The sequence below is a fragment of the Myxococcales bacterium genome, from assembly GCA_016716835.1.
Classification (GTDB): domain Bacteria; phylum Myxococcota_A; class Polyangia; order Haliangiales; family Haliangiaceae; genus JADJUW01.
On record JADJUW010000001.1, the window covers coordinates 2,871,955 to 2,892,951 of the forward strand.

Genomic DNA, 20,997 nt, shown 5'->3' on the forward strand with positions numbered 1-20,997 from the left:
CCGGTGTCGCGGCACGGCTGGTCAAAGTTGCGGACCGCGGTACAGTGGCGACAAGATGAAGCTCTTGCTAACTGGCGCCACGGGATTTGTTGGACGCGCGCTTTGCCTGCGGCTGTTGCGCGATGGCCACGAGCTGCATGCGGTGGTGCGCGATGTTGCAGCGGCACGCGCGGTGCTCGGCGAGGACGTGCGCCTCGTGGCCTGGCGAGACGGCGATGGGCTCGCGGCGATGGTGGCGGCGTGCGATGGCGTGATCCATCTCGCCGGCGAACCCATTGTCGGCAAGCGGTGGCATGCGGCGCGCAAGGAGGCGCTGCGCCACAGCCGCTTAGACACCGCCAAGACGCTCGCGCTTTATGCCGCGCGGCGCGAGGCTCCCTTGCACGTGGTAATAGGTGCCAGCGCGATTGGTTACTACGGCGATCGCGGCGACGAGACGCTCAGCGAAACCTCCGCGGCCGGCCCAAGCGATGACTTTGCCGCCAAGTTATGCGCGGACTGGGAGCAGGCCAGCCTCGACATTCCCGCGCGGCGCCATGTCATCACGCGCGTCGGCCTCGTGCTTGGCGCGGACGGCGGGCTGCTAGCGACCATGACGCCAACGTTTAAGTTAGGGCTGGGCGCGGTGCTCGCTGGCGGTGAGGCGTGGCAGGCGTGGATTCATTTGAATGACCTCGTCGAGATCTTTGCGCGCGCGGTCGCCGACTCGGGGTTTGCGGGCGTCTACAATGCCACGGCGCCCAACCCCGTGACGAATCGTGAATTCTCCGAGGCGCTCGCCGCCCGCTACGGGAAGCGCGCCCGACTTGGCGCGCCGCGCTGGGTCTTGCGAGGTGCGCTCGGCGAGGCCGCGGGCTTGGTGTTGGCGTCAACCAAGGCGATGCCCGTCGCGCTGACGGCGCAAGGATTTCGCTTTGCCTTTACCGACGTGCGCGCGGCGTTGGCAGACCTAATCAACGCCAACGCTAGCGCCGTTTAATTGTCGATGCTGGTGCGAACCGCCGCCAACATCTCGCGCACGTCGGGATGAGGCAGCCCCCACAACGGCCATGCGAGCGCGCCTTGATAGGCCAGCATGCCGACGCCGTCGATCGTGCGGTGGCCTCGCGCCGACGCCTGTACGAGCAAGGCCGGCGTGCGGTGATAGACCAGCGACACCACGACCGCGCTCGCCTTGAGCTTGGAAAGTGGCACAATCGCCGCGAACACCTGATCGTCGCCAGCCCGCAAGCCCGTGGGCGTGCAGTCGACGACGACGTCGGCCCACGGCAGCAAATCGTCGAGAATCGCCCATTTATGCGCGTCGACCCACGTCACGTTGGCGGGTTGCCGCGCCACCACTTCGACATTCGCGCCGGCCTGTGACAAGCCGAGTTCAACCGCGCGCGCCGCTCCACCGGCGCCAAGCAACACCACATTTTTGTTTTCGACGCCAACGCCGTCGGCAAGCAACGCGGTGACAAAGCCCGGGGCGTCGGTGTTGTGACCCACGAGGCCGGCCTCGGTAATCGAAACGCAATTGACCGCGCCAACCCGCTTGGCCATCATCGACACCTCGTCGCACAGCGGCATGATTGCTTCCTTGTGCGGCACCGTCACCGACAGCCCTCGCATGGTTTGTCGCAACTCGGTCAAGGTCGCAGCTAGTTCGCTTGGCGCCACTTCGCAGCGCTCAAAGGTGGCATTGACCCGGCGCGACAAGAACGCCGCAGCGTGCATCTGCGGGCTAAGCGAATGCGCGACGGGGGCGCCAATCACCGCAAAGCGCAGCGGCGAGTTTTGCGCGGTGGGCACCAGTTTAGGAAGTGGCGCCATCGTCTGGTATTGTAGCAAGAGAGGCGACGTCGCAGACAAGCGTGCCGTGTGCCAATCGGACGTCGACCCGATCACCAACCACAATCGTGGCGACGTTGGTGAGCGGCTGCCCACGATGCGAGGCAATGGCATACCCGCGCTGCAGCACGCGCAACGGGCTAAACGCCTCGAGCTTGCCGACGCACACGCGATAGTCGGCTCGACGCTGCTGCAGTAATTTTGCGGCGGCTTGCTCACCGCGCGTGCCGAGGGCGGCCACCTCGCCATGCAGCCTGGCCAAGCGCGCCGCGGGATGAAGCGCGCCGAGCCGCGAGGCCAAGGCTTCAAACTCGCCGCGCCGTGCCGCCAATTTTGCGCGCGGCGCGTGCGCACTCAAGGCCTGTGCGGCCGCGCCGAGCTTGCGTTCAAATTGATGCAACCTATGGCGCATCGCATGGCTCGCGGCGTCCTCGGCACGGTCCAAGTCTTCGCGCGCGGTGCGCATCACGCGGTTCCACTCACGCACCAGGCGTTGTTCCAATTGCTCAAGCGAAAACAGTAAGTCGTCGTAGACCGGCACCGCGTGCTCGGCCGCCGCGGTCGGCGTCGAGGCGCGGAGGTCGGCGGCCAGCTCGGCAAGCGTGACGTCAACTTCGTGCCCGACCGCAACGATCGTCGGCTTCGGACAGGCCGCCACCGCGCGCACCACCGCCTCGTGGTTGAACGCCGCCAGATCTTGCGCCGAACCGCCGCCGCGGCCAATGATCACCACGTCGACGTCGGTATGGCCAATCGCCGTTATCGCCGCCACGATCTGCGCCGGCGCGGCCTCGCCCTGCACCATGCAATCGGCAATCAGCACCGCCATCGGAAAGCGGCGCTCAAGCGTGCGCAAGATATCGTGCAGCGCCGCGCCGTGTTTCGACGTGACAATGCCTATGCGTTTGGGCAAGGCCGGCAATAGCCGCTTGCGCGCCGGATCAAACAGGCCCTCAGCGGTCAGCTTTTGCCGCAAGGCCTCAAAGGCCAAGGCCGCTTCGCCCGCGCCCGCCGGGGCGGCGGTGGTGGCATAGAGCTGAAACTTGCCGCTGGCTGCATAAATACCGAGCTTGCCGCGCACCTCCACCTTGGCGCCCATAACGAGCTCAAAGCGCAGCCGTTGCGCGTCGCTGCGCCACATCACTACCGGCAACACCGCCTCGCCGTCGCGCAGCGAAAAATAGATATGCCCACTCGTTGGTCGCGAGAGCTGAGAGATTTCGCCTTCGACATGGAGCGTGCCGAGCGAGGTTTCGAGCGCGCGGCCGGCCTTGGCCACCACCTCGCGCACGGAGAGCGCCGCCGGCGACGCCGCTTTCAAGCCCAATTGCATCTGCCCCGCCATCAGCTGTGACTATCGCACGCCTTGACGCCAACGCCCACGCAGGCTGCCTGACGAACCGTCAAAACTATGGCAAATTTCCATTCATGCATGACCTAGTCATTCGAAATGCCAACTTGGTCGATGGCACTGGTGCGCCGGCACGTCTAGCCGACGTCGCCGTTAACGGTCCATTTATCTCTGAGGTCACGGTGGCGGGCAAGGCCGGAAATGGTAAGCGCGAGCTCGATGCCGCGGGACGCCTGCTCACGCCGGGTTTTGTCGATATCCATACCCATTACGACGCGCAAGCCTCGTGGGATCCTTACCTCACGCCGTCGTCGCAACACGGCTGCACAACCGTGGTGATGGGCAATTGCGGCGTTGGCTTTGCGCCCGCCGACCCGGCGCGCCATGCCTGGCTGATTCGTCTCATGGAGGGCGTCGAAGACATCCCGGGCGCGGCGCTCTCCGAGGGCATTACCTGGGGCTGGGAGACCTTTCCCGAATATCTCGACGTGATCTCAAGGCGCGACCACACCATCGATTACGCGGCGCTCGTCGCCCATTCGGCGGTGCGTGGCTACGTCATGGGCGATCGCGGCGCCAAGAACGAAGATGCCACGCCCGAGGATATCGCCCGCATGGCGGCGATCGTCGGCGAAGGGATTGCCGCGGGTGCCTTCGGTTTTTCGACCTCGCGCACGCCGATTCATAAATCTATGGATGGCGAATACGCGCCGGGCACCTTTGCAAAACACGACGAATTGTTTGGCATCGCGCGCGCCATGGCGAAGGCCGGCGGCGGCATGTACCAGACCGTCATCTGGCACCCCAACCTGCTCGACGAGCTAACATGGATGAAGGAGCTAGCGCGCGAGACCGGGCTGCCGGTGAGCTTTAACTTGCAACAGTTTGATCAGGTGCCGCAGATGTGGCGGCAGGTGCTCACCGAGCTCGACGCCATTGAGGCCGAAAACCTGCCGATCTACGCGCAGGTCGCCGGCCGCGGCATTGGCATCTTGATGTCGTGGGAGGGCACGGCGCACCCGTTTGCGATTCATCCGACATTTTTGAAGATGGCGGGCCTTACGCCAGCGCAGCGTCTTGCCGAGCTTAAAAAGCCTGAGGTGCGGGCGCAGATGCTCGGTGAGCAACAGGCGCCGCTGTCCATGCTGCCGGCGTGGATCACGCCCGAGTTTGCCTCGTTTGTGCTGCAGAGCTTTCACAAGATGTACTTGGTCGAAGGTGCCATCGACTACGAGCCCACCGCCGAGCACACGCTCACAGCGATGGCGGCCGCCACCAGCAAGTCGGTTTACGAGCTCGCCTATGATCATATGTGTAAGGGCGGGCTAATCTACTTCCCCGTGTTTAATTACGCGGACAGCATCCTCGAGCCAACGCGCGCCTTGCACCAACATCCGCGCACGCGGCTTGGGCTGTCCGACGCCGGCGCGCACTGCGGTTCGATATGCGACGGCGGCATGCCGACGTTCATGCTTACCCATTGGGCGCGAGATCGCACGCGCGGTGCCAAGATGCCGCTCGAGTTTGTCGTCAAGCGGCAAACGTCTGAGACCGCCGCGATGTTTGGCTTTCACGATCGCGGCGTGGTAGCGCCCGGCAAGCGCGCCGACCTCAACCTCATCAACTATGAGGAACTCAAGGTGATGACGCCGTTTATGGCCTACGATCTTCCCGCCGGCGGCCGTCGCCTCATGCAAAACGCCAAAGGCTACGATGCGACGTTTGTCGCGGGCGTGCAGATCGTCGACCACGACCAGTTTACCGGCGCGCTGCCAGGAAAGCTTGTGCGGCGCGGCCGCTAAGCCGCGCGGCGCCACGGCACCTCGCGTAGCGCCGTGAACCGCCGTTTATCGTGTAATGTAAGCCTTGGCCAGGCCCCCCTTGAATTGTGTCGGTTTGCGCGCCTTGCCGTGGTTCGGCATGCTGATTGCTAGCTACCATTAGGCATGAGGCAACGTCGACATGTCCAAATTGCTTGCGCCGTGATGTTACTAGCGCTCGGCGGTTGCGTCGGCGTCGCGCGCGTGGTCGTGCGGCCGCCGCCTGCAGTGGCAACGGCGATAGCGGTCGGCGCGGTCGCGCACACCGTGGCGACCGTCGCGCTGACCGGGCAGATGAGGATCACCGTGGACGCGTGGGCGCGTTTTTCGACCTCCACCGGCGGCATCGCCGTGGTGTCGCAGGGCGCGGCCGACGTGCCGGTGCTCATTCGCGATATTTTTGATCGCGGGCTGGCGCCCGGCGCGCCGGTCGACGTGGTGTTTGTCATCGACACCACCGGCTCAATGCGCGACGACATCGACGCGGTCAAAAAAGACATGCGCGCCATCATCGCCCACTTGCGCCGGCGCAACCCCGACCATACGATTGGCCTCACGGCGTATCGCGACCGCGGCGACGACTACGTCAGCCGCACCATGTTGCCGCTGGTCTACGACGAGCGCGCCATCGACGCCGCCATCCACGCGCTGACCGTCGACGGCGGCGGCGACACGCCCGAGCATGTCTATGCCGGCCTCGACACGGCGCTGCGCGAGAGCGCATGGCGGCCGCACGCCGCGCACCACATTATCCTAATGGGCGACGCCCCACCGCACGACGACTACGCCGACGATCCGCGCACCTTCCATGCCGTGATCGCGCTCGCCGAACCCCTGCGCGTCGCCATCCACACCATCGGCGTCGCCACCGACAGAGAGTAGGGTCACTCTCGCCCTCCGATTAACCCATAATTACCAGATGTTAGATCCGGTGCTGCGTAACCACGTTTGCTTGAACGTGATCACGCAGTAGCGTGGCTAACCATCTGAATTTGCGATGGTATTTCGGGCCTGGAGTGACCCTTACTAACAAGAACAGACGAGCACGCCCGGTGTCGGCGCGTTGGGATCGTCGTGCGCATCGTCATCGTGAATCGGGCAGCGGTGCTTGCCCTCGAGATCGCCGGCGGCCTCGCGCGCGCTAGCGTCGGCGTCGTCTTGGTCGATAAGACCTCCCGCGGCCGCGAGCGTCGCGTTGAGCTCGGGCGAGGCGCCGGGCACCATCGCCGTCCGCGCGAGATACGCGACATAGTATTCGTCTTCGCGGCGCGCCTGCAGCTCGCCGGCAGCAACCTTTTCCTCGAGGTGTTTTTTCAGATCGCCGATCAGACGCGATGGCGCGAGTTGAAATGCCGCCATGATCGCATTGCCGACGCCAGTTGGCAGCGGCGGCAAGATGGCGTCTTGCCGCGCGAGTTCGTCGGCCCGATCGGACAGATCGCTGATGCCCGCCAATATGCGCTGACGCTGGCCGGGGCGCTTGGACGTAATATCGGCGCGCGACAGATCGAGCAGGTCGGGCACATACGGCCCCATCTCGCGGGTGAAGCGGCGCACCGCGCTATCGCTCCAACCATCATGCGAGTATGAGTTGGTGCGCAGATGATTGTTGACCAAGAAACGAATGGTGTGGCGTTCGTCTCGATCCCAGATAATGCGGCGGCTGATCTTATCGAATAGGCGCGCCCCAACATGCGCATGCCCGTGAAAGTGCACGCCTTGCGCGGTGAAGGTCCGCGTCGGCACCTTGCCGATGTCGTGGAGCAGCGCTGCCCAGCGCACGAGCGGCCGACGCACCGACTGCTTGACCACCTGTTTGGTGTGCGCCCACACGTCTTTGTGCTGCCGATCTGTCTCTTGCGTCAGGTCGACCGTGGCCTGTAGCTCGGGAAAGAGCAGCGCGATCGCACCAATTTCTTTGAGCCACTCAAGCGCGTTGTCGACGTCGCGCCCCATGATGACGGGCTCGAGCCCGGCCCGCACGCCCTCGCCGGGCAGGCTCGCCAGCCTGGCGACGGTTTGCTGCGCCGCCCGCGTCGCCGCCTCTGAGGGCCAGGCGCCGCCCTCGGTGGCGATGGCCGCGGCAAACGCGAAGATCCACGTTGGATCGGCCTCGCACCATGCGCCCACCTTGGCAAAGGTGTCCGCATCATTGGGCAGCGCCAAAAGCGAGGGGCGGTCCATGAAGGGCCTGCGTGTTACCGGCATGTGGGTGAAGCGTCAAGAAAACCCGTCCATTCGGGTGTGGCCCAGCCCACAGACCTGGCACACGGTTTGCTGTAATATTAAGCTGTGAAGGGACGGATTACAGAAGCGCAACTGCCCCTGGCCGAAACCTGCTGTCCTGGCATCACCCAAATGTACCGGACTATGCGCCGTAAGCCCGAGACCTTCTTAGATCTTTTGTGGCTATACGAAGGTGCGCGTCGCGGCGAGCCCGCCGTCGAGGTGGCCGAAGACGCCGCCGTCAAAACCCGCCACGCTGGCTAGAGGCGTCACTTATTGTGGCATTTTGGGTGGCTACTGCAGTAGTCGCCGGGACCTGCCGTCACGCAACAAATGTCCAGAGCCCTGCCTGCCACCGCCTAAAAGCGGTCGTAGCGCGCGCCGTTGGTGGCATCCCAATACAGGCGCAGCGACACGTTGCCCCAGGCCGAGAAGCGTTGCGCATACGAAAGGCGTGATTGCTGCTCGTAGTTGCTCGGATCGATCGCCGCGGGATCCGGCTCGGGGAACTCGCGGACCGTGGCCCCAAATCCCAACGAGAGGTCGACGTGCTTGCCGAGATGGAGCGTGGTTTCGGGCGAAATAGAAAACGAGTAACGCCGCGTCGGATGTAGCAGCTCGGCCTCGCCAGAAAGTTCGAGGCCGAAGGTTTGCTGGTCGTGGCGAACCGAACTCTCGATCGCGAATTCATGCACCGGGAACTGCGCGAAGCGCTCGCCGATTTCGTTGCGCACGGTGTAGCCGTCGACTTGCCAACCGACCATGTATCGAACGGCGAACTTGTTGCCGCGCGGATCGTTTGACATATAGCGATTCCACTCGATCCCGGTGCGAAAGTTATAGCTGTAGCGAAACTGACCGTTGGGATCGTCGCGATACGCCGAGAGCAAGGTCGCGACCGCCCATTTTGGCGCTAGATCCCAGACGAGGCCGAGATTAGACCACATTGAATAGGACGACGTATCGAGCGAGACCTCGGTGCCTTCGACGATCAGCGGCGGTTGATACGAGACGTTAAGGCTGCCCCCCACGTTGGCGCGAAACCGCGAGCGTTCGCTGACGCGCGTCACGTCGAGCTCGCCAAAGCCTCCACCCGATTTGTAGTCTTTGGTGTAGTTGCCCCACCCCGAAAGCGTGAGCGCTTGGCTCCACGGCGAGGTCGCGGGCGCTGCCTTGGCGTCGGTCTCAACCTCCTGAAACGCAACCTCGACGGCCTCGGTTCTGACGGCTCCCACATAGATCGCGATGGCGCGATCAAAGGGTGCCGACACCGCCCCGATCTGCGCATCGTCGGTCGCGCGAATGTCCACCTGCGCATAGACCTCAAGCGTGGACGGCGTTTGCCGCAGCGAACTCACAAACCGCAGCTGCAGTTCGTCATGGCTTTCGACTTCCACCGCGTTGACGTACAAGACCAGATCGGCGCCAGCGCGCGGCGACCAACGCAGGTGGGGATGCTTGTCGAGCAGGCCGCGCAGGAAATCAGGGCACACCTTGGTCCGCCCGGGCGCTTGGCACTCGATGTGAATGCTTAGGGGCAACCCCTTTGCGGCGGCGGCTGCCACGTTCGGGCCGCCGCCCCCGAGGGCGATCAGGCAAACTAGCCAACCCACCAGTTGTCGGCGAATTGGGCGGAGGATGGTCAGCGACGCGGCACTGAGGCGTTTTCTCATCAACACGGGCGTGCCCGAAGCGTAGCACGCTCCTAGTCGCGGGCGCAGCGGAGGGCGGCACCGGGACGCTAAAACGTTAAAAGCGCCGAGGCGGCGTTGACGAGACCGCGCGCCTCCGACACGTTGCGAGGGTGAGCGAACGCGATAAGCGCCCGACGGAAACCTCGAACACCGCGGAGCCTGCCACCAGCGTGCGCGTGCTTGGTCGTATTTGGGCCTTGGTGGCACCACACCGCTGGCGGTTTGTCTTGGCGTTTAGCACCCTCGTGGTGGCCTCGGGCGTCTCGCTGATTTATCCGCTGGCGGCCAAGTACGCCATCGATATTGGCATGTCGAGCGGGTCGGCGGCCAAGCTCGATCAAATTGTGTTTGGCCTCATGGCGATCTTCGTGCTGCATGCGGCGTTGGTATGGCTGCGCCATTACAGCATGAGCTGGCTCGGTGATCGCGTCGTCGCGGATTTGCGCATCTCGGTCTACGATCGGCTGCTCACCTTGCCGTTGGCGTGGTTTCACGAACGCCGCACCGGCGAGCTCGTCGGCCGCCTTTCCTCAGACGCCACCGTCATCGAAGGCGTGGTGGGCAGCGAGCTTAGCCTGGCGCTGCGCAATGCGATCCAGCTCACCGGCGGTCTCATTTTTTTGCTCGCCATCAACTGGCAGCTCACGCTAATCATGCTCGCCATCGTGCCGCCGATTTCGATCGGCGCGGTATGGTTTGGCAGCCGCATTCAGCGCATCTCGCGCGAGGTGCACGACGAGCTGGCCGCGGTGTCGGGCCAAGCGCAGGAGGTGCTCGGCGCGATGCAGACGGTGCAGGCCTTTGGCCGCGAAGACGCCGAAACACGCGCTATGGCGCTGGCGTCGGCCGCGTTTTTCCAAGCAGATCGAGTTGGTAAAGAAGCGCTCATGGTTCTTCGCCACCACCATGATGGCGGGCTACATCGCGATCACGGGGATGATCTGGATGGGCGGCCGCGCGCTGATTAGCGGCGAGATGACCGCGGGCGATTTGACCTCGTTTTTTCTTTACACGTTCATGGTCGCGGGCGGTTTTGCCGAGCTCGCGGGGCTGTGGGGCTCGCTTAAGCGCGCGGCGGGCGCGGCGCAGCGATTGTTTGAAATCGTCGATACCTCGCCCGAGGTCGCGTCGCCCGCCAAGCCGACGCCGCTGCCTGAGGGCGGTGGCCACCTCGCCTTTGAGGGCGTCACGTTTCGCTACCCCGCGCGCGCCGATGTCGAGGTGCTGCGCGACGTATCGTTTGAAGTGAAGCCCGGCCAGGTCATCGCCATCGTCGGCGCCTCAGGTGGCGGCAAGTCGACGATCCTGCAACTCCTGTTTCGCTTCTTCGATGCCAACGCAGGCCGCGTAACATTCGAGGGCGTCGACGTCCGTCAGCTCGCCCTGCCCGAGCTGCGGCGCGCGCTGGCCTTGGTCGCGCAAGACCCTGTTTTGTTTTCGGGTACCATCGCGGAGAACATCTGCTACGGGCTCGAAGGCGGCAACAAAGGCTCGGGCGACGCCGGCGCCATGGAGCGCGCCGCGCGCGACGCCAACGCCCACGAGTTCATCGCCGGGTTTCCCGACGGCTACGAAACCGTCGTCGGCGAGCGCGGCGTAAAGCTTTCGGGCGGGCAAAAGCAGCGCCTCGCCTTGGCGCGCGCGCTCGTCACCAATCCACGCGTGCTGGTGCTCGACGAGGCCACCTCGAACTTGGATGCCGAGAGTGAGGCCGTGGTGCAGGCCGCCATCTCGCGCGTGATGCGCGGCCGCACCACGGTGATCGTGGCACATCGCCTTAGCACCATCCGCGACGCCGACGTCATCTTGGTCCTCGAACACGGCCAGCTCGTCGAGCAAGGCACGCACGGCGCGCTGATGGAAAAAGGCGGCGTCTATCAGCGCCTCGTCGAGCGGCAAACGGCCATCTGATGCTAGGGTAAGCGCCACATGCCCGGTGGAAGCCTCTTCGCGCTGCTCGACGATATCGCGACGATTCTCGACGACGTCAGCGTCCTAGCCAAGGTCGCGACCAAAAAGACGGCCGGCGTGCTCGGCGACGATCTCGCGCTCAACGCGCAACAAGTCGCAGGCGTGGATGCCAAACGCGAGCTGCCCGTGGTGTGGGCCGTGGCCAAAGGCTCAGCGCTCAACAAGCTCATCTTAGTGCCGCTCGCCCTGCTAATCAGCGCGATCGCGCCATGGCTAGTCACGCCGCTGCTGATGTTTGGCGGCGCCTTTCTCTGCTACGAGGGCGCCCACAAGCTGGTCGAAAGCTGGAGCAAGAGCCGCACCCAAGCCCAGGCCGAACACCGCGAATTGATTGCGGCCGTCGCCAACCCCGAGATCGATCTAGTTGCGCTCGAGCGCGATAAAATCAAGGCCGCCATTCGCACTGACTTTGTGCTCTCAGCCGAAATCGTTGCGATCACGCTAGGCACCGTTGCCGCCTCGCCGCTCGTAACCCGGGTCGGCGTGCTCGTGGTCATTGCGGCGCTGATGACCGTCGGCGTCTATGGCCTAGTCGCTGGCATCGTCAAGCTCGACGACGCGGGGCTACATCTTGCCAGCAAGCCCGGCCGTGGCGCGCAGCGCTTGGGCGCGTTTATCTTGGCCTTTGCCCCTCGGCTGATGCGCTTTTTGTCGATCGCCGGCACGGCGGCGATGTTCATGGTCGGCGGTGGCATCTTGGTGCATGGCCTGGCGCCGGTGGCGTCGTTGCTGCACGCGGTTGAGACTCAACTGAGCGCCATGCCCTCCGTCGGGGGTGCGTTGGCGTGGCTTACGGCGCCGATCGGAAATGGCTTGTTTGGTTTGCTCGCAGGCTTGGCGATCGTTGCCTTGCTCGCGGCTGGCGGCCAGCTATTGCGGCGTCAGCGCGGTTAGCGCGTTGCTCAGCTCGGCCTGCGAAACGCCGGTCGCAATTACGCATTCGGCAAAGCGAGCGCCTGCGGCCTGCGTGCGCGCGGCATCGTTTTTGGCGTTCCAGTTGGCCTTGGTAAAGGCGACAAACTCGGCGATGGAGGTTCGCGCGCAAGCGCGGCTGTCGCATTTACACGCGCGCTCGGCCATGGCCTCGACGGCGGTGGTTATATCGCCGTCGGGAGCGGTGACGTCCGCCGTAGGCGGCGGGGGCGCGGTTTTGGTTTCACCGCAGCCAGTCAGCAAGGCGCACGCGACGATTATTCTGATCGTTGAAGAGGCCATGCACAAGCCTACCATAGCCGCGGCGCGGGCTCTTAGAGCAACGCCTCGATCGCCGGCGTCAGCGCCTCGGGCGGCGTATTTGGCGCAAAGCGTTCGATCACCTTGCCGTCTTTGTCGATCAAAAATTTTGCGAAGTTCCACTTGATAAATTTCGAGCCCAGCAGCCCCGGAGCCTCCGCCTTGAGGTGTTCAAATAGCGGCGCCGCGGCCGCACCATTGACGTCGACCTTGCCAAGCACCGGAAACGTGACGCCGTAGTTCATGCGGCAGAACGTCTGGATCTCTTCGTTCCCGCCCGGCTCTTGGCCGCCAAATTGATTGCAGGGAAAGCCCAAGACCGCTAGGCCCTTGGGCCCCATGGCCTGATGCAATTTTTCGAGGCCATCGTATTGCGGGGTGAAACCGCACTTGCTCGCGACGTTGACGATCAACAAGGGTCTGCCGCGGTATTGGCTTAGCGACACGTCGGCACCGCTGGCGTCTTTCACCACGAAGTCATAGATGGAGGCGTTGCTCATGAGGCAAGGCTAGCACGGCGTGGTAAAAAGCGGCATGGCACTCATCTTGTTGCGCCACGCAACCGCGGTCGACGAGCGCCGCGATCTCTCCGACGACGCGCGTTACTTGACGGCAGGCGGCCGGACGACGGCGTTGGCCGTCGGCGAGGCGTTGCGGACGAGATTGCAAGGCCGGGTCCACATCGTGAGCAGCCCGCTGGTGCGCGCCGTGCAAACCGCGGAACTCGCGCTGGCTCCACTCGGCATGCTGATAACCACCAGCGAAGCGTTGCGCCCGGATAACTCGCCTCGCGCCGCCTTTGCCGAACTCACCGCCCATCTCGCCGCCGCCGATTACGTCATCGCGGTCGGACACGAACCAAGCATGTCGGCCTTGGCCGCGTTGGCGATGGGCAGCTCGCATCATCGCGCGCTTGGCCGCGGCGAGGCCCTTGCCTTTGACGCCGGCGCGTTGCTGTGGAACCTCACCGCTCGTGACGCCACGCCGTGAGCCGCTACGCCAGCGCGGAAAGCAACGCGGCGTAGTCTTTCTTGCCGCGCGCGTTGCGCGGGAGCACCGGCATGGCGATCGCGTCCACCGCGCTGGCCGCAACTCCAAGGTGCTGACAGACCGCTTGGCACAAATCGCCGAGGGCGACCTCCCCGGCATCGTCTTCGACCGCCAAGCGCAGCTTGCCGTTGTGCTCGACGGCCGCCACCGCCGCGCGCGCCTGCGCTTCGGCGATCACCTCGACATCATCGAGGCTGACGCGCTTGCCAAAAAGCTTGGCAAAGCGGCTCTTGCGCGCGGTGACATAAAAAAAGCCATCGTCATCGACGTGGCCCAAATCGCCGGTTGCAAGCACGCCCTCACAAACATCGCCGAGCGCTAGGTCCGCGCGGCCGCTCGCGTAGCCGAGCATGACGCCGGGCCCGCGATACTCAAGTTCGCTATCGACGATTGTCAAGGTGCCGCCAGGAATCGCAACGCCAATTGAGCCCGGCTTGCCCAGCAGGCGATCGGGCGGCACATAGGCCATGCGCGCGGTGGCCTCGGTTTGGCCATACATTACGAACACGCGCCCGCCGCTGGCTTCCATGCCCGCGTGCAACTTGGCGACAAATTCCGGGGCCAAGCGGCCGCCCGCCTGGGTCAAGGTGCGCAAGCTTGCCGTCTTGGTCGGCGACCAGCGCACGCGCAGCAGCGCCTCGTACATGAACGGCACGCCGGCAAACGACGTCACCGCATGCGCCTGCATCTCGCCCCAAAACTCGGCGCGCAAGAATGAATGCGCGGGTAGCACGGAGGTCGCGGCGACAACCAGATGGCTATGCAGCAGCGAAAGCCCGTAGCTGTATTGCATGGGCAGCGCCTGCACCGAGCGCTCGTTGGCATCGAGCCCGAGATACGCCGCAATAGCCAGCGCATTGCTGGCGAGATTTTGTGGCGAGAGGCGCACCAACTTGGGATTGCCCGTGGAGCCCGAGGTCTGCAGCATTACCGCCAAGGCCGGCGCGATGGCTGCGTCGGCGGTGCCGTCTGCACCGACCCACAACGTCAACGCCTCATCCCCGCGAGCCGTCGCGGCGCGATACCCGGCCTCGCCAAGCGTGGCGTTCATGCCGGGTCCTGCCGCGACCATCGTTGGCGCATACGCGCCCACAAGATTGCCCACGGCATGCGGCGTCGCGTCGGCCAAGATCACGGGCACGCGCGCGTCGAGGGCCGCGAGATACCAAGCGATCGCGTCAACGCTACCCGCGCCCACCAGTAGCAAGAGCCCGCCATGCGCGTGTAATTGCGCCGCGCGCGCCACCACCAAGGCGTCGAGCTCGCCGTGGCTTACCGCGATGCCGCGCGCGCTGTCGATCAGCGCCGCCGCGTGGACGCGATCGGAATACGCGGCGCGCCACAGCGCAAGCAAGCCAGGCTCCATCACCTCGCCCATTGTAACATGGGTGGCAACGCCTAAAACAGCAGCGGCGCGCCGCCAACAAATAACACGCGCTCGCGCATGCCGGTCTCTGAGACCTCGACCTCGGCGAGCACGCCGCGCTGGACATCGGCATCTTGCGGCGAGCGCCCAATGGCCTCGCCCGGCAACACCACCTTGATGGCACCAACGCGCGAACAAAACATCAGCGTTGCCCAACAGCTATACAGCGACGCCCCCGCGGTTGCCTGGGCGAGATTGGTGTACGGCACAAACACCACCGCGACGTTGCCCTTGGCCACGCGCAGATACGGCGAGAGCTGCATCTGACCAACGATCGCCGTCTGCCGCGCGATGCGCGCGTCGAGCGCCGCCTTGCCTGCCTCCATGTGAACGACGCGCTCTTGGCCGGTGTCGGCCTCGATGCGCGCCTGCGAGATCGCGCGCTGGAGCATGGCGCGATCCGCGACGTTGGCGACGCCCGGCAGTGCCGAGCCATAGGCCGCGAGGAAGGTCTCCGCCTCGCCAATCTCGCGCTCGAGGCGCTTGATTGCGAGCGCGGCGTCGTTGCGTTCGCGCGTCATCTCATCGAGCCGATTTTCGGCGTCGCCCAGCGCCGTGACAGCGGCGACGACGCGCGTATCATTCGTCGTAAGCAGCTCGGGCATGACCCACGACCGGCTCGCGGTGTAATACACGTTTACGGTCAGATACGAGATCAGCCCAAACAGCACGACGACCAGCAGCACGATGCCCACGTATCGGTAGAGCCTGACGATCGACTGTCGCAAATTGAATGCCATATGCCCCAGGCCACCCCTCTACGGGGGCGCCAACGTACGGTTGCATGGCATTGTAATCAAGTGCTTGAGGGCCGAATCGAGCATTCGCGCGGTCGGGGTGAAAGGCCGCTTGGCTCAGGGCGGGAGGAAGCAAGATCCCTTGCGCCACTGCGTGAAACCGCATAGTTTCCGGCCATCGTGTCCCCCACGATCAATGGCTTCTTCGACGAGGTGTATGTCGTCAATCTCAAACGAGATTTGCCGCAGCGGCTGCAGATGCGCGCGCAGCTGCACCGGCTTGGCATTGACTTCAAGCTGTGGGAGGCCACCGACGGAGGTCAAGCCCCCCACCTAGCCGGCTACGAGGCCTACGCACAGCAGCCAATCGGTCAGATCGACGATCCAAAATACGCGCAAATCGAGCGCAAGCGCGGCACCAAGCTCATCCATTCCCCAGGGGCGTGGGGGTATATGCAGACCTATCTAGGGCTGCTGCGGCACCTGCAGGCACGCGGCGTCGGGTCGGTGCTGGTGCTTGAGGACGACGTCTTGCTAGACCAAGATTTTGCGGTCCGGTTCGCTGCGCTCGCGAAGGCCTTGCCCTCCGAGTGGATGGCGCTGCTGCTCGGGGCATCGCAATACGGTTGGGAGGGCATCGATGACGCCGCGGCAAGAGGCCGTGGGTACTATGAGGCGCGCCCTAATGAGACTTGTGGCTCATTCGCCCTTGGACTGCGCGCCGACGCGCTGGGGCCTCTGATCGAGGCCACCGCCCGAATGCTTGCGCCATTTGACTTCCACGCGCTCGCTGAGCTCTATGCGGCGCATCCAGCGCGCTGCCTCGTCGCTTATCCCGCGCTGGCCATGCCCGACGTGGCCCAGAGCAGAATTCGCGGCGGGCGAGACCAACGCGCCCACGCCACCAAGATGCGCTGGGACGTTGATCGCTTCGACTATCCCCCCAAGCGCCCACTCGTCTCGGTGATCGATCCACCGCCCGGCTTAGCCGAGGCGCTCGTTAAGGCGCCGGTCGCGCAGGCGGTTGACGTTCGCGTGTTCGTACGAGAAGGCGACGAACTAAGGCCACGCCCCCGGCCACCTACGGGCGTGGATTCATCGCCCCTTGCGCCGACGTTGGCCGCAACGACCAAATTATCCACGCCTCTCCCCGAGGCGGACCTGCCGGCATTCGTGCGCGACGCCGACCTCTGCATCTGGTTTGGGACCGAGGCAGATCAGGTCGACGGGGACGCGTTTCTCGCCGCCGTCGAAGCCGGGCTGGCTGGCACCTACGCCGATGGCCCCGGATGCTTTGTTCGTCGCCCCACGCGGCCAACCGACCAAAGCGAGTTGGTGTCGATCATCATCCCGACGCATGGCCGATCGGATTCGCTTGAGGCCGCCATCGACTCCGCCCTCGCGCAGACCCATCCGGCGATCGAAGTGCTTGTTGTCGACGACAATCCGCCCGGCTCGCCGGAGGCCGAAAACATTGCCTCGCTCAAGCAGGGCCTGCGCGATGCCCGGCTGCGCTGGCTGCACCACGCGGATAATCGAGGGGGCGCCGCGGCACGCAACACGGCGCTCATGGCAAGCCAAGGCGCGTATGTCTCCTTTCTCGACGACGACGATACGTACGAGCCTCAGAAGATTGCGACGAGCCTCGCCAAGTTGCGCGCGCTAGGGCCCAGCTTTGGCGCGGTGTATTGCGGCTTTATCGGTGGAAATGCCTCGCGCCGCGATCCGAAACGATTTCGCGCTGGCAACCTACAGCTCGAGGTCTTGGCGCTGGATTATGCCTCCCACTACCTCAACATGGACACCGCGCTTTATCGGCGTCGAGCGCTCGCGCGGTTGGGGGCTTTGACGAGACGCTCGCGCGGCACCAAGACCTAGACCTCAACGCGCGGTTCTTCGAGCACTACCAGATCGGTTGCGTCGAGGCGTGGCTGGTTAGAATTCGCCCCGCACGCGGCAAAGGGATCCATCTGCTGGACGGCCCGAGGTTGCTTGCCCTCAAGCGGCAGTTTCTCGCGAAGTTTCGCCCCCTCATTGAGGAGCTTCCAGCCGCGGCGCAACACCGCATTTGGCTGGCGCACCACCGCGAGCTCACGCGCTATTTTGGTGGAGAGGGCGCGTTCGCGCGCGAGGCGCTCGACGCGCTCGATCCGGTGCTGCAAAACTTGCTATTGCTCGAGCAACGCACCTCGCTCGCGCTCGCGCCGCGCAATCGCGACGTTGTCCTGGGTGGAGGCAGCCAGCCACCGGCGAGCCGCCGGCGCGGCCCGCGGCTCGCACTCGTGCTGCTTGGTGCGGTCGTCGCGGGGGCTGCGTGGGCGCTGCACCGTGTCGACTATACGCCAACGAACTCGCTGCTTATCCTCATGGCGGCGGGACTCGTCGCGACCAATATCATCGTCATCGACCAGGTGCGACGCGTCGGGGCGCGCACGCTGCGCAATGTCTACGCCATCCAGCGTACCCTGGCGGGCGAACGCATAAGCAAAAACACCGACACGTCATCGCCGTAGCGCCAGCAACCGATCTGCCGCGCGCAACCCAAGCAACGCCCACCGCGACGGCCACACCCCTCGTCGCACGCGTGGCGGCACCATGCTATCTACCAAGCGCAGCGCGCGCACGCGCCCACGCCGCGTCAACCAACGCTCCCACGCCGAGGCGACATCTCCGCCCTCGCGCCAAAGTTCGAAAAATGCGGGGCTAGCCAGCGCGGAACGCCTCACGGCCCATGGCCCTGTGGGCACGCTGCGCGCCAACCACGCCGCATCGCGGACCTCACCCGGCAGACGCGAGGCGTCGCCCGCTGCCCCGGCGGGCGCTTCGATCCACGGCAACACGAGATCCGTCTCCGGTGCGATCTCGAAGATGTTCACCACGCTCGCCAGCGTTGCGCGCGCGAGGGCGGTAGCGGTAGGCACCACAAGGATGAAGTCGGCTGCCTGGCGCACGGCGGGGGTTGGGCTCGCGCCGCTAGCGTGCGCCTTGGCAGCTTCGCCTCGCAACGCGCCTAGCACCTCGGGCAGCGTCGCATAGGTGCCACCGCGCCCCCATGAAACCACCTCGACCGTGTTGTGCGCGGCGAGGTCATTGCCATCATCACCTTCGCCTTCGCGCGCGACCTCGGCCTCAAGCCTCGCCCGCACCCACGCGACCATGACACGGGCACTCGCGCGCGAGGAGGCCTTGGGCAACCCACGCGCCGCGTTGAGTCGCGCGAACTGCGCGAGGTAGGTTGTAAATAGGGGATAGCGCCGGTCAATCGCAAGCCGTGCGGCCGCGTAACGGCTCAGCTTCGCGCGCAGGTGGCGTTCGTCCGCATAATAATCGTGCCACAGCCAAAGTGATGGTTCGTAGACGAAGGCGGCGGGCGCAATACCGAGGCGCTCCGTCATGCGGTAGCACAGCACCGGCCCCTCGCCGCCTGCGAGCGCCGCCTCGAAACCGCCCGCGGCAACAAACTCCGCGCGTCGCCACAAGGAGATGCCTTCTGCCGAAATGGGTGCGACGCGGCGCGCCTCGCCTAAGTCATAGTGCGACGGCAAACCCCGGGTGGGCACCAGGGGGCGCACTCGCCCTCGCACCGCGACCACATCGGGTGCCGAGCTTGCTGCCTCGCAGGCCGCAAGATACGTCGCGTCGATCGCGCCGTCGGCATCGATAAAGGCCACCCACGCCGCGCGTGCGTGGGCGACACCCACGTTGCGCCCTTGTGAGCAGCCGAGATTACCTGCGGCAAGCACATAGCAAACGGCATGGTCGCCCGCCGCGAAACGCGCCGCAACCTGCGCGCGAATCTCTGGCGAGAGTCCGTTGTCAACCAGAATTAATTCGCAACCTGCGGGTCCCGCGCCTGCTGCAATTTGCGCGGAGAGTTGGTCTAAAAGCGCCAATAACGGCGCCTGCTCTTGGTAAGCCACGACGACCACGGAGAGCCACGGCGACCCAATTGCCGGGCCGTAGCGCCTGGTCTCGGCCACCAGCCCGGCGACCTCCTCCGCGTCGAGCGCCGGCTTAGCCAGGTGAAGCGTCATCGGCTCGCTCGTGTGCTCATGCCGGGCCCGTGGGCAACGGCGCCTTCTTGAGATGGTAGGCAATGATCTGTTCGACCTCGCCTTCGGCGACGAGCTGGCCTCGATCTATCAAGATCGCGCGCGTGCAGACATCGCGGATTAGGTTCATGTTGTGGGACGCCAGCAGCACGGTGTGGACGCTGGAGATCATGGTCTTAATGCGGGCCGCGGATTTTTCCCGAAACGCCGCGTCGCCCGCCGAGAGCGTCTCATCAATGAGGAGCACATCTGGCACCACGGCCGAGGCGATGGAGAAGCCAAGCCGCGAGCGCATCCCGTTGGAGTAGGTACGCAGCGGCTGATCAATGAAATCGGCTAACTCGGCGAACTCGATGCTCTCGTCTTGTAACTGCAGGATCTCGCCGCGCGAGAGGCCGAGGATGGCGCCATAAAGAAAAATATTCTCGCGACCCGATAGCTGCACGTTGAAGCCCGCCGATAGCCCTGCCAGGAGCAACACGCTGGCCGCCGTCCGCACCGTGCCTTGATCGGGGCGGTAGATGCCCGCGATGAGCCGCAGCAGCGTGCTCTTGCCCGCACCATTATGACCAAGCACCCCAATGATGTCGCCGCTGCCGGCGCGAAGCGACACGTCTCGCAGCGCCACATAGGTGTCTCGCCGCGTCGTCGCGCCCCCCGAAAACATGTTGCGCAAGGACTCGAGGATGGGGCCGATGTAGACCTTGCTCCGCGGGAACTCGAGCGTGACGCGCTCCACCTCAATGGTCGTCGTCATAGCTTCTTGACCACCACGCCCTCCATGCGCCGAAACGTCGCCAGCCCCCAGATCAAGGCGAGCACCGCAAACGCGCTGGCGTATGCGTAGTGCCCCCACCCTATGGCAGGTGTGCGCCCCATGACCCCATCGCCAATCAGCGTCATCGGCACCGCAACTGGATTGAGCAACAGGTATTTTAGGGCGCCTGCGCGCGTTTCCGCCAGCGTGTGCACCGTCCACATCACGGGCGAGACGTACATTCCGGCGCGGATCACGAAGCGCGAGAAATGCTCGATATCTCGGTTCAGAACGTTGTAGCCCGCCGTGCCCATGCCCAGCCCGGTCGCTAGCAGCGTGATCATGGTCATGCCGATGGGGACATATAATAGATGCCACGTCGGGTGGATCCCGAGGTAGATCATGAAGGGAATGGCGACCAACAAGGAGAGGCTCGAGATCACGAGTTGCGCCAACACCCCTGCGATCGCGAACACCTCCCGCGGGAAGTAGATATTCTGAATTAGGCTAGCGTTGTTGGTTAGGGACACCTGCCCCTTGTTGAGCGCCTGACCAAAAAAACCCCAACTAATTACGCCGAGGACCACCGCCAGCGGAAAGGTCCGATCCGGGCGATGCGCGATCAGGGTGAAGAGCACCACGTAGACCACCGCCAAGAGCAGCGGTTCGAGCAGCGACCATAAATAGCCGAACGAAGAGTTTCGGTACTTGAGGCGAACGTCACGCGCCGTAAACTCGCGAATCAGCCCGCGATGCGCCCAAATATTGCGCAGCGCCACGATGCCGCCCCGCCAGTAGCCGACGCGGGGATTGGGCTCGGCAAGCGTGACGGACGCGCGCACGGGAC

The 20,997-nt window shown here is 64.7% G+C and carries 20 protein-coding genes; 9 read left to right on the forward strand and 11 right to left on the reverse strand.

Features of this window, described 5'->3' with window-relative positions; genetic code table 11:
* Window positions 1-55 precede the first annotated feature (55 nt).
* Entirely contained in the window at window positions 56-979 is a 924-nt protein-coding gene (locus IPL79_12745; GenBank protein MBK9071852.1) for a TIGR01777 family protein, read from the forward strand.
* Here the strand turns inward: IPL79_12745 and IPL79_12750 are convergent.
* Both IPL79_12750 and xseA read right to left on the reverse strand, forming a co-directional pair.
* Window positions 976-1,815: a shikimate dehydrogenase gene (locus IPL79_12750; protein MBK9071853.1), complete on the reverse strand. Its 840-nt coding sequence runs from the start codon at window positions 1,813-1,815 to the stop codon at window positions 976-978. The two genes, IPL79_12745 and IPL79_12750, sit on opposite strands and share 4 nt — an antisense overlap.
* Window positions 1,799-3,154: an exodeoxyribonuclease VII large subunit gene (gene xseA / locus IPL79_12755; protein MBK9071854.1), complete on the reverse strand. Its 1,356-nt coding sequence runs from the start codon at window positions 3,152-3,154 to the stop codon at window positions 1,799-1,801. The genes IPL79_12750 and xseA overlap by 17 nt, the downstream gene beginning before the upstream one ends.
* A 107-nt stretch (window positions 3,155-3,261) precedes the next feature.
* Between xseA and IPL79_12760 the strand changes: the two genes are divergently transcribed.
* The gene (locus IPL79_12760; GenBank protein ID MBK9071855.1) at window positions 3,262-4,986 is read left to right on the forward strand and encodes an amidohydrolase family protein; all 1,725 of its coding nucleotides are present in this window, start codon (window positions 3,262-3,264) and stop codon (window positions 4,984-4,986) included.
* 144 nt (window positions 4,987-5,130) lie between these two features.
* Entirely contained in the window at window positions 5,131-5,886 is a 756-nt protein-coding gene (locus IPL79_12765) for a VWA domain-containing protein (GenBank protein MBK9071856.1), read from the forward strand.
* A 144-nt stretch (window positions 5,887-6,030) separates the two neighbouring features.
* Here the strand turns inward: IPL79_12765 and IPL79_12770 are convergent, their stop codons facing one another.
* Both IPL79_12770 and IPL79_12775 read right to left on the reverse strand, forming a co-directional pair.
* Complete coding sequence (locus tag IPL79_12770; protein ID MBK9071857.1) at window positions 6,031-7,188, reverse strand: HD domain-containing protein; 1,158 nt, start codon at window positions 7,186-7,188, stop codon at window positions 6,031-6,033.
* A gap of 401 nt (window positions 7,189-7,589) precedes the next feature.
* Window positions 7,590-8,903: a hypothetical protein gene (locus tag IPL79_12775; GenBank protein ID MBK9071858.1), complete on the reverse strand. Its 1,314-nt coding sequence runs from the start codon at window positions 8,901-8,903 to the stop codon at window positions 7,590-7,592.
* 131 nt (window positions 8,904-9,034) lie between these two features.
* On the opposite strand from IPL79_12775, the gene IPL79_12780 reads away from it, so the two are divergent.
* The 3 genes from IPL79_12780 to IPL79_12790 are packed head-to-tail and all read left to right on the forward strand — an operon-like array spanning window position 9,035 to window position 11,789.
* Window positions 9,035-9,892, forward strand: coding sequence for a hypothetical protein (locus tag IPL79_12780; GenBank protein ID MBK9071859.1), 858 nt, complete (start codon window positions 9,035-9,037; stop codon window positions 9,890-9,892).
* A complete protein-coding gene (locus tag IPL79_12785; GenBank protein ID MBK9071860.1) occupies window positions 9,795-10,835 on the forward strand; it encodes an ATP-binding cassette domain-containing protein in 1,041 nt (346 codons plus the stop codon). The genes IPL79_12780 and IPL79_12785 overlap by 98 nt, the downstream gene beginning before the upstream one ends.
* Window positions 10,836-10,853: 18 nt before the next feature.
* A complete protein-coding gene (locus tag IPL79_12790) occupies window positions 10,854-11,789 on the forward strand; it encodes a DUF808 domain-containing protein (GenBank protein MBK9071861.1) in 936 nt (311 codons plus the stop codon).
* On the opposite strand, the gene IPL79_12795 is transcribed toward IPL79_12790, so the two are convergent.
* Window positions 11,766-12,110 carry a hypothetical protein gene (locus tag IPL79_12795; protein ID MBK9071862.1) on the reverse strand — a complete coding sequence of 115 codons (345 nt, stop codon included), beginning with the start codon at window positions 12,108-12,110 and terminating at the stop codon, window positions 11,766-11,768. The genes IPL79_12790 and IPL79_12795 overlap by 24 nt on opposite strands.
* Before the next feature lie 32 nt (window positions 12,111-12,142).
* Window positions 12,143-12,628: a glutathione peroxidase gene (locus tag IPL79_12800; GenBank protein ID MBK9071863.1), complete on the reverse strand. Its 486-nt coding sequence runs from the start codon at window positions 12,626-12,628 to the stop codon at window positions 12,143-12,145.
* 19 nt (window positions 12,629-12,647) lie between these two features.
* On the opposite strand from IPL79_12800, the gene IPL79_12805 reads away from it, so the two are divergent.
* Entirely contained in the window at window positions 12,648-13,118 is a 471-nt protein-coding gene (locus IPL79_12805) for a histidine phosphatase family protein (protein MBK9071864.1), read from the forward strand.
* Between the two features lie 4 nt (window positions 13,119-13,122).
* Here IPL79_12805 and IPL79_12810 read toward each other — a convergent pair whose 3' ends face one another.
* Together IPL79_12810 and IPL79_12815 are read right to left on the reverse strand one after the other, a co-directional pair.
* Window positions 13,123-14,547 (reverse strand): AMP-binding protein, encoded by a 1,425-nt coding sequence (locus IPL79_12810; GenBank protein MBK9071865.1) that lies wholly within the window; start codon window positions 14,545-14,547, stop codon window positions 13,123-13,125.
* A gap of 29 nt (window positions 14,548-14,576) precedes the next feature.
* On the reverse strand, window positions 14,577-15,344 hold the full coding sequence (locus IPL79_12815) for a hypothetical protein (protein ID MBK9071866.1): 768 nt from the start codon (window positions 15,342-15,344) through the stop codon (window positions 14,577-14,579).
* Window positions 15,345-15,521: 177 nt separating this feature from the next.
* On the opposite strand from IPL79_12815, the gene IPL79_12820 reads away from it, so the two are divergent.
* Both IPL79_12820 and IPL79_12825 read left to right on the forward strand, forming a co-directional pair.
* A complete protein-coding gene (locus tag IPL79_12820; GenBank protein ID MBK9071867.1) occupies window positions 15,522-17,219 on the forward strand; it encodes a glycosyltransferase in 1,698 nt (565 codons plus the stop codon).
* A 110-nt stretch (window positions 17,220-17,329) separates the two neighbouring features.
* Window positions 17,330-17,854 carry a hypothetical protein gene (locus IPL79_12825; protein MBK9071868.1) on the forward strand — a complete coding sequence of 175 codons (525 nt, stop codon included), beginning with the start codon at window positions 17,330-17,332 and terminating at the stop codon, window positions 17,852-17,854.
* Here the strand turns inward: IPL79_12825 and IPL79_12830 are convergent.
* Genes IPL79_12830 through IPL79_12840 form a run of 3 tightly spaced genes read right to left on the reverse strand, consistent with a single transcriptional unit; the run spans window position 17,843 to window position 20,992 of the window.
* Window positions 17,843-19,375, reverse strand: a complete 1,533-nt coding sequence (locus tag IPL79_12830; protein MBK9071869.1) for a glycosyltransferase family 2 protein — start codon at window positions 19,373-19,375, stop codon at window positions 17,843-17,845. The two genes, IPL79_12825 and IPL79_12830, sit on opposite strands and share 12 nt — an antisense overlap.
* Window positions 19,376-19,391: 16 nt before the next feature.
* Window positions 19,392-20,150 (reverse strand): ABC transporter ATP-binding protein, encoded by a 759-nt coding sequence (locus tag IPL79_12835; GenBank protein MBK9071870.1) that lies wholly within the window; start codon window positions 20,148-20,150, stop codon window positions 19,392-19,394.
* Window positions 20,147-20,992: an ABC transporter permease gene (locus tag IPL79_12840; protein ID MBK9071871.1), complete on the reverse strand. Its 846-nt coding sequence runs from the start codon at window positions 20,990-20,992 to the stop codon at window positions 20,147-20,149. Before IPL79_12840 ends, IPL79_12835 begins: the two co-directional genes overlap by 4 nt.
* Window positions 20,993-20,997: the final 5 nt, after the last annotated feature.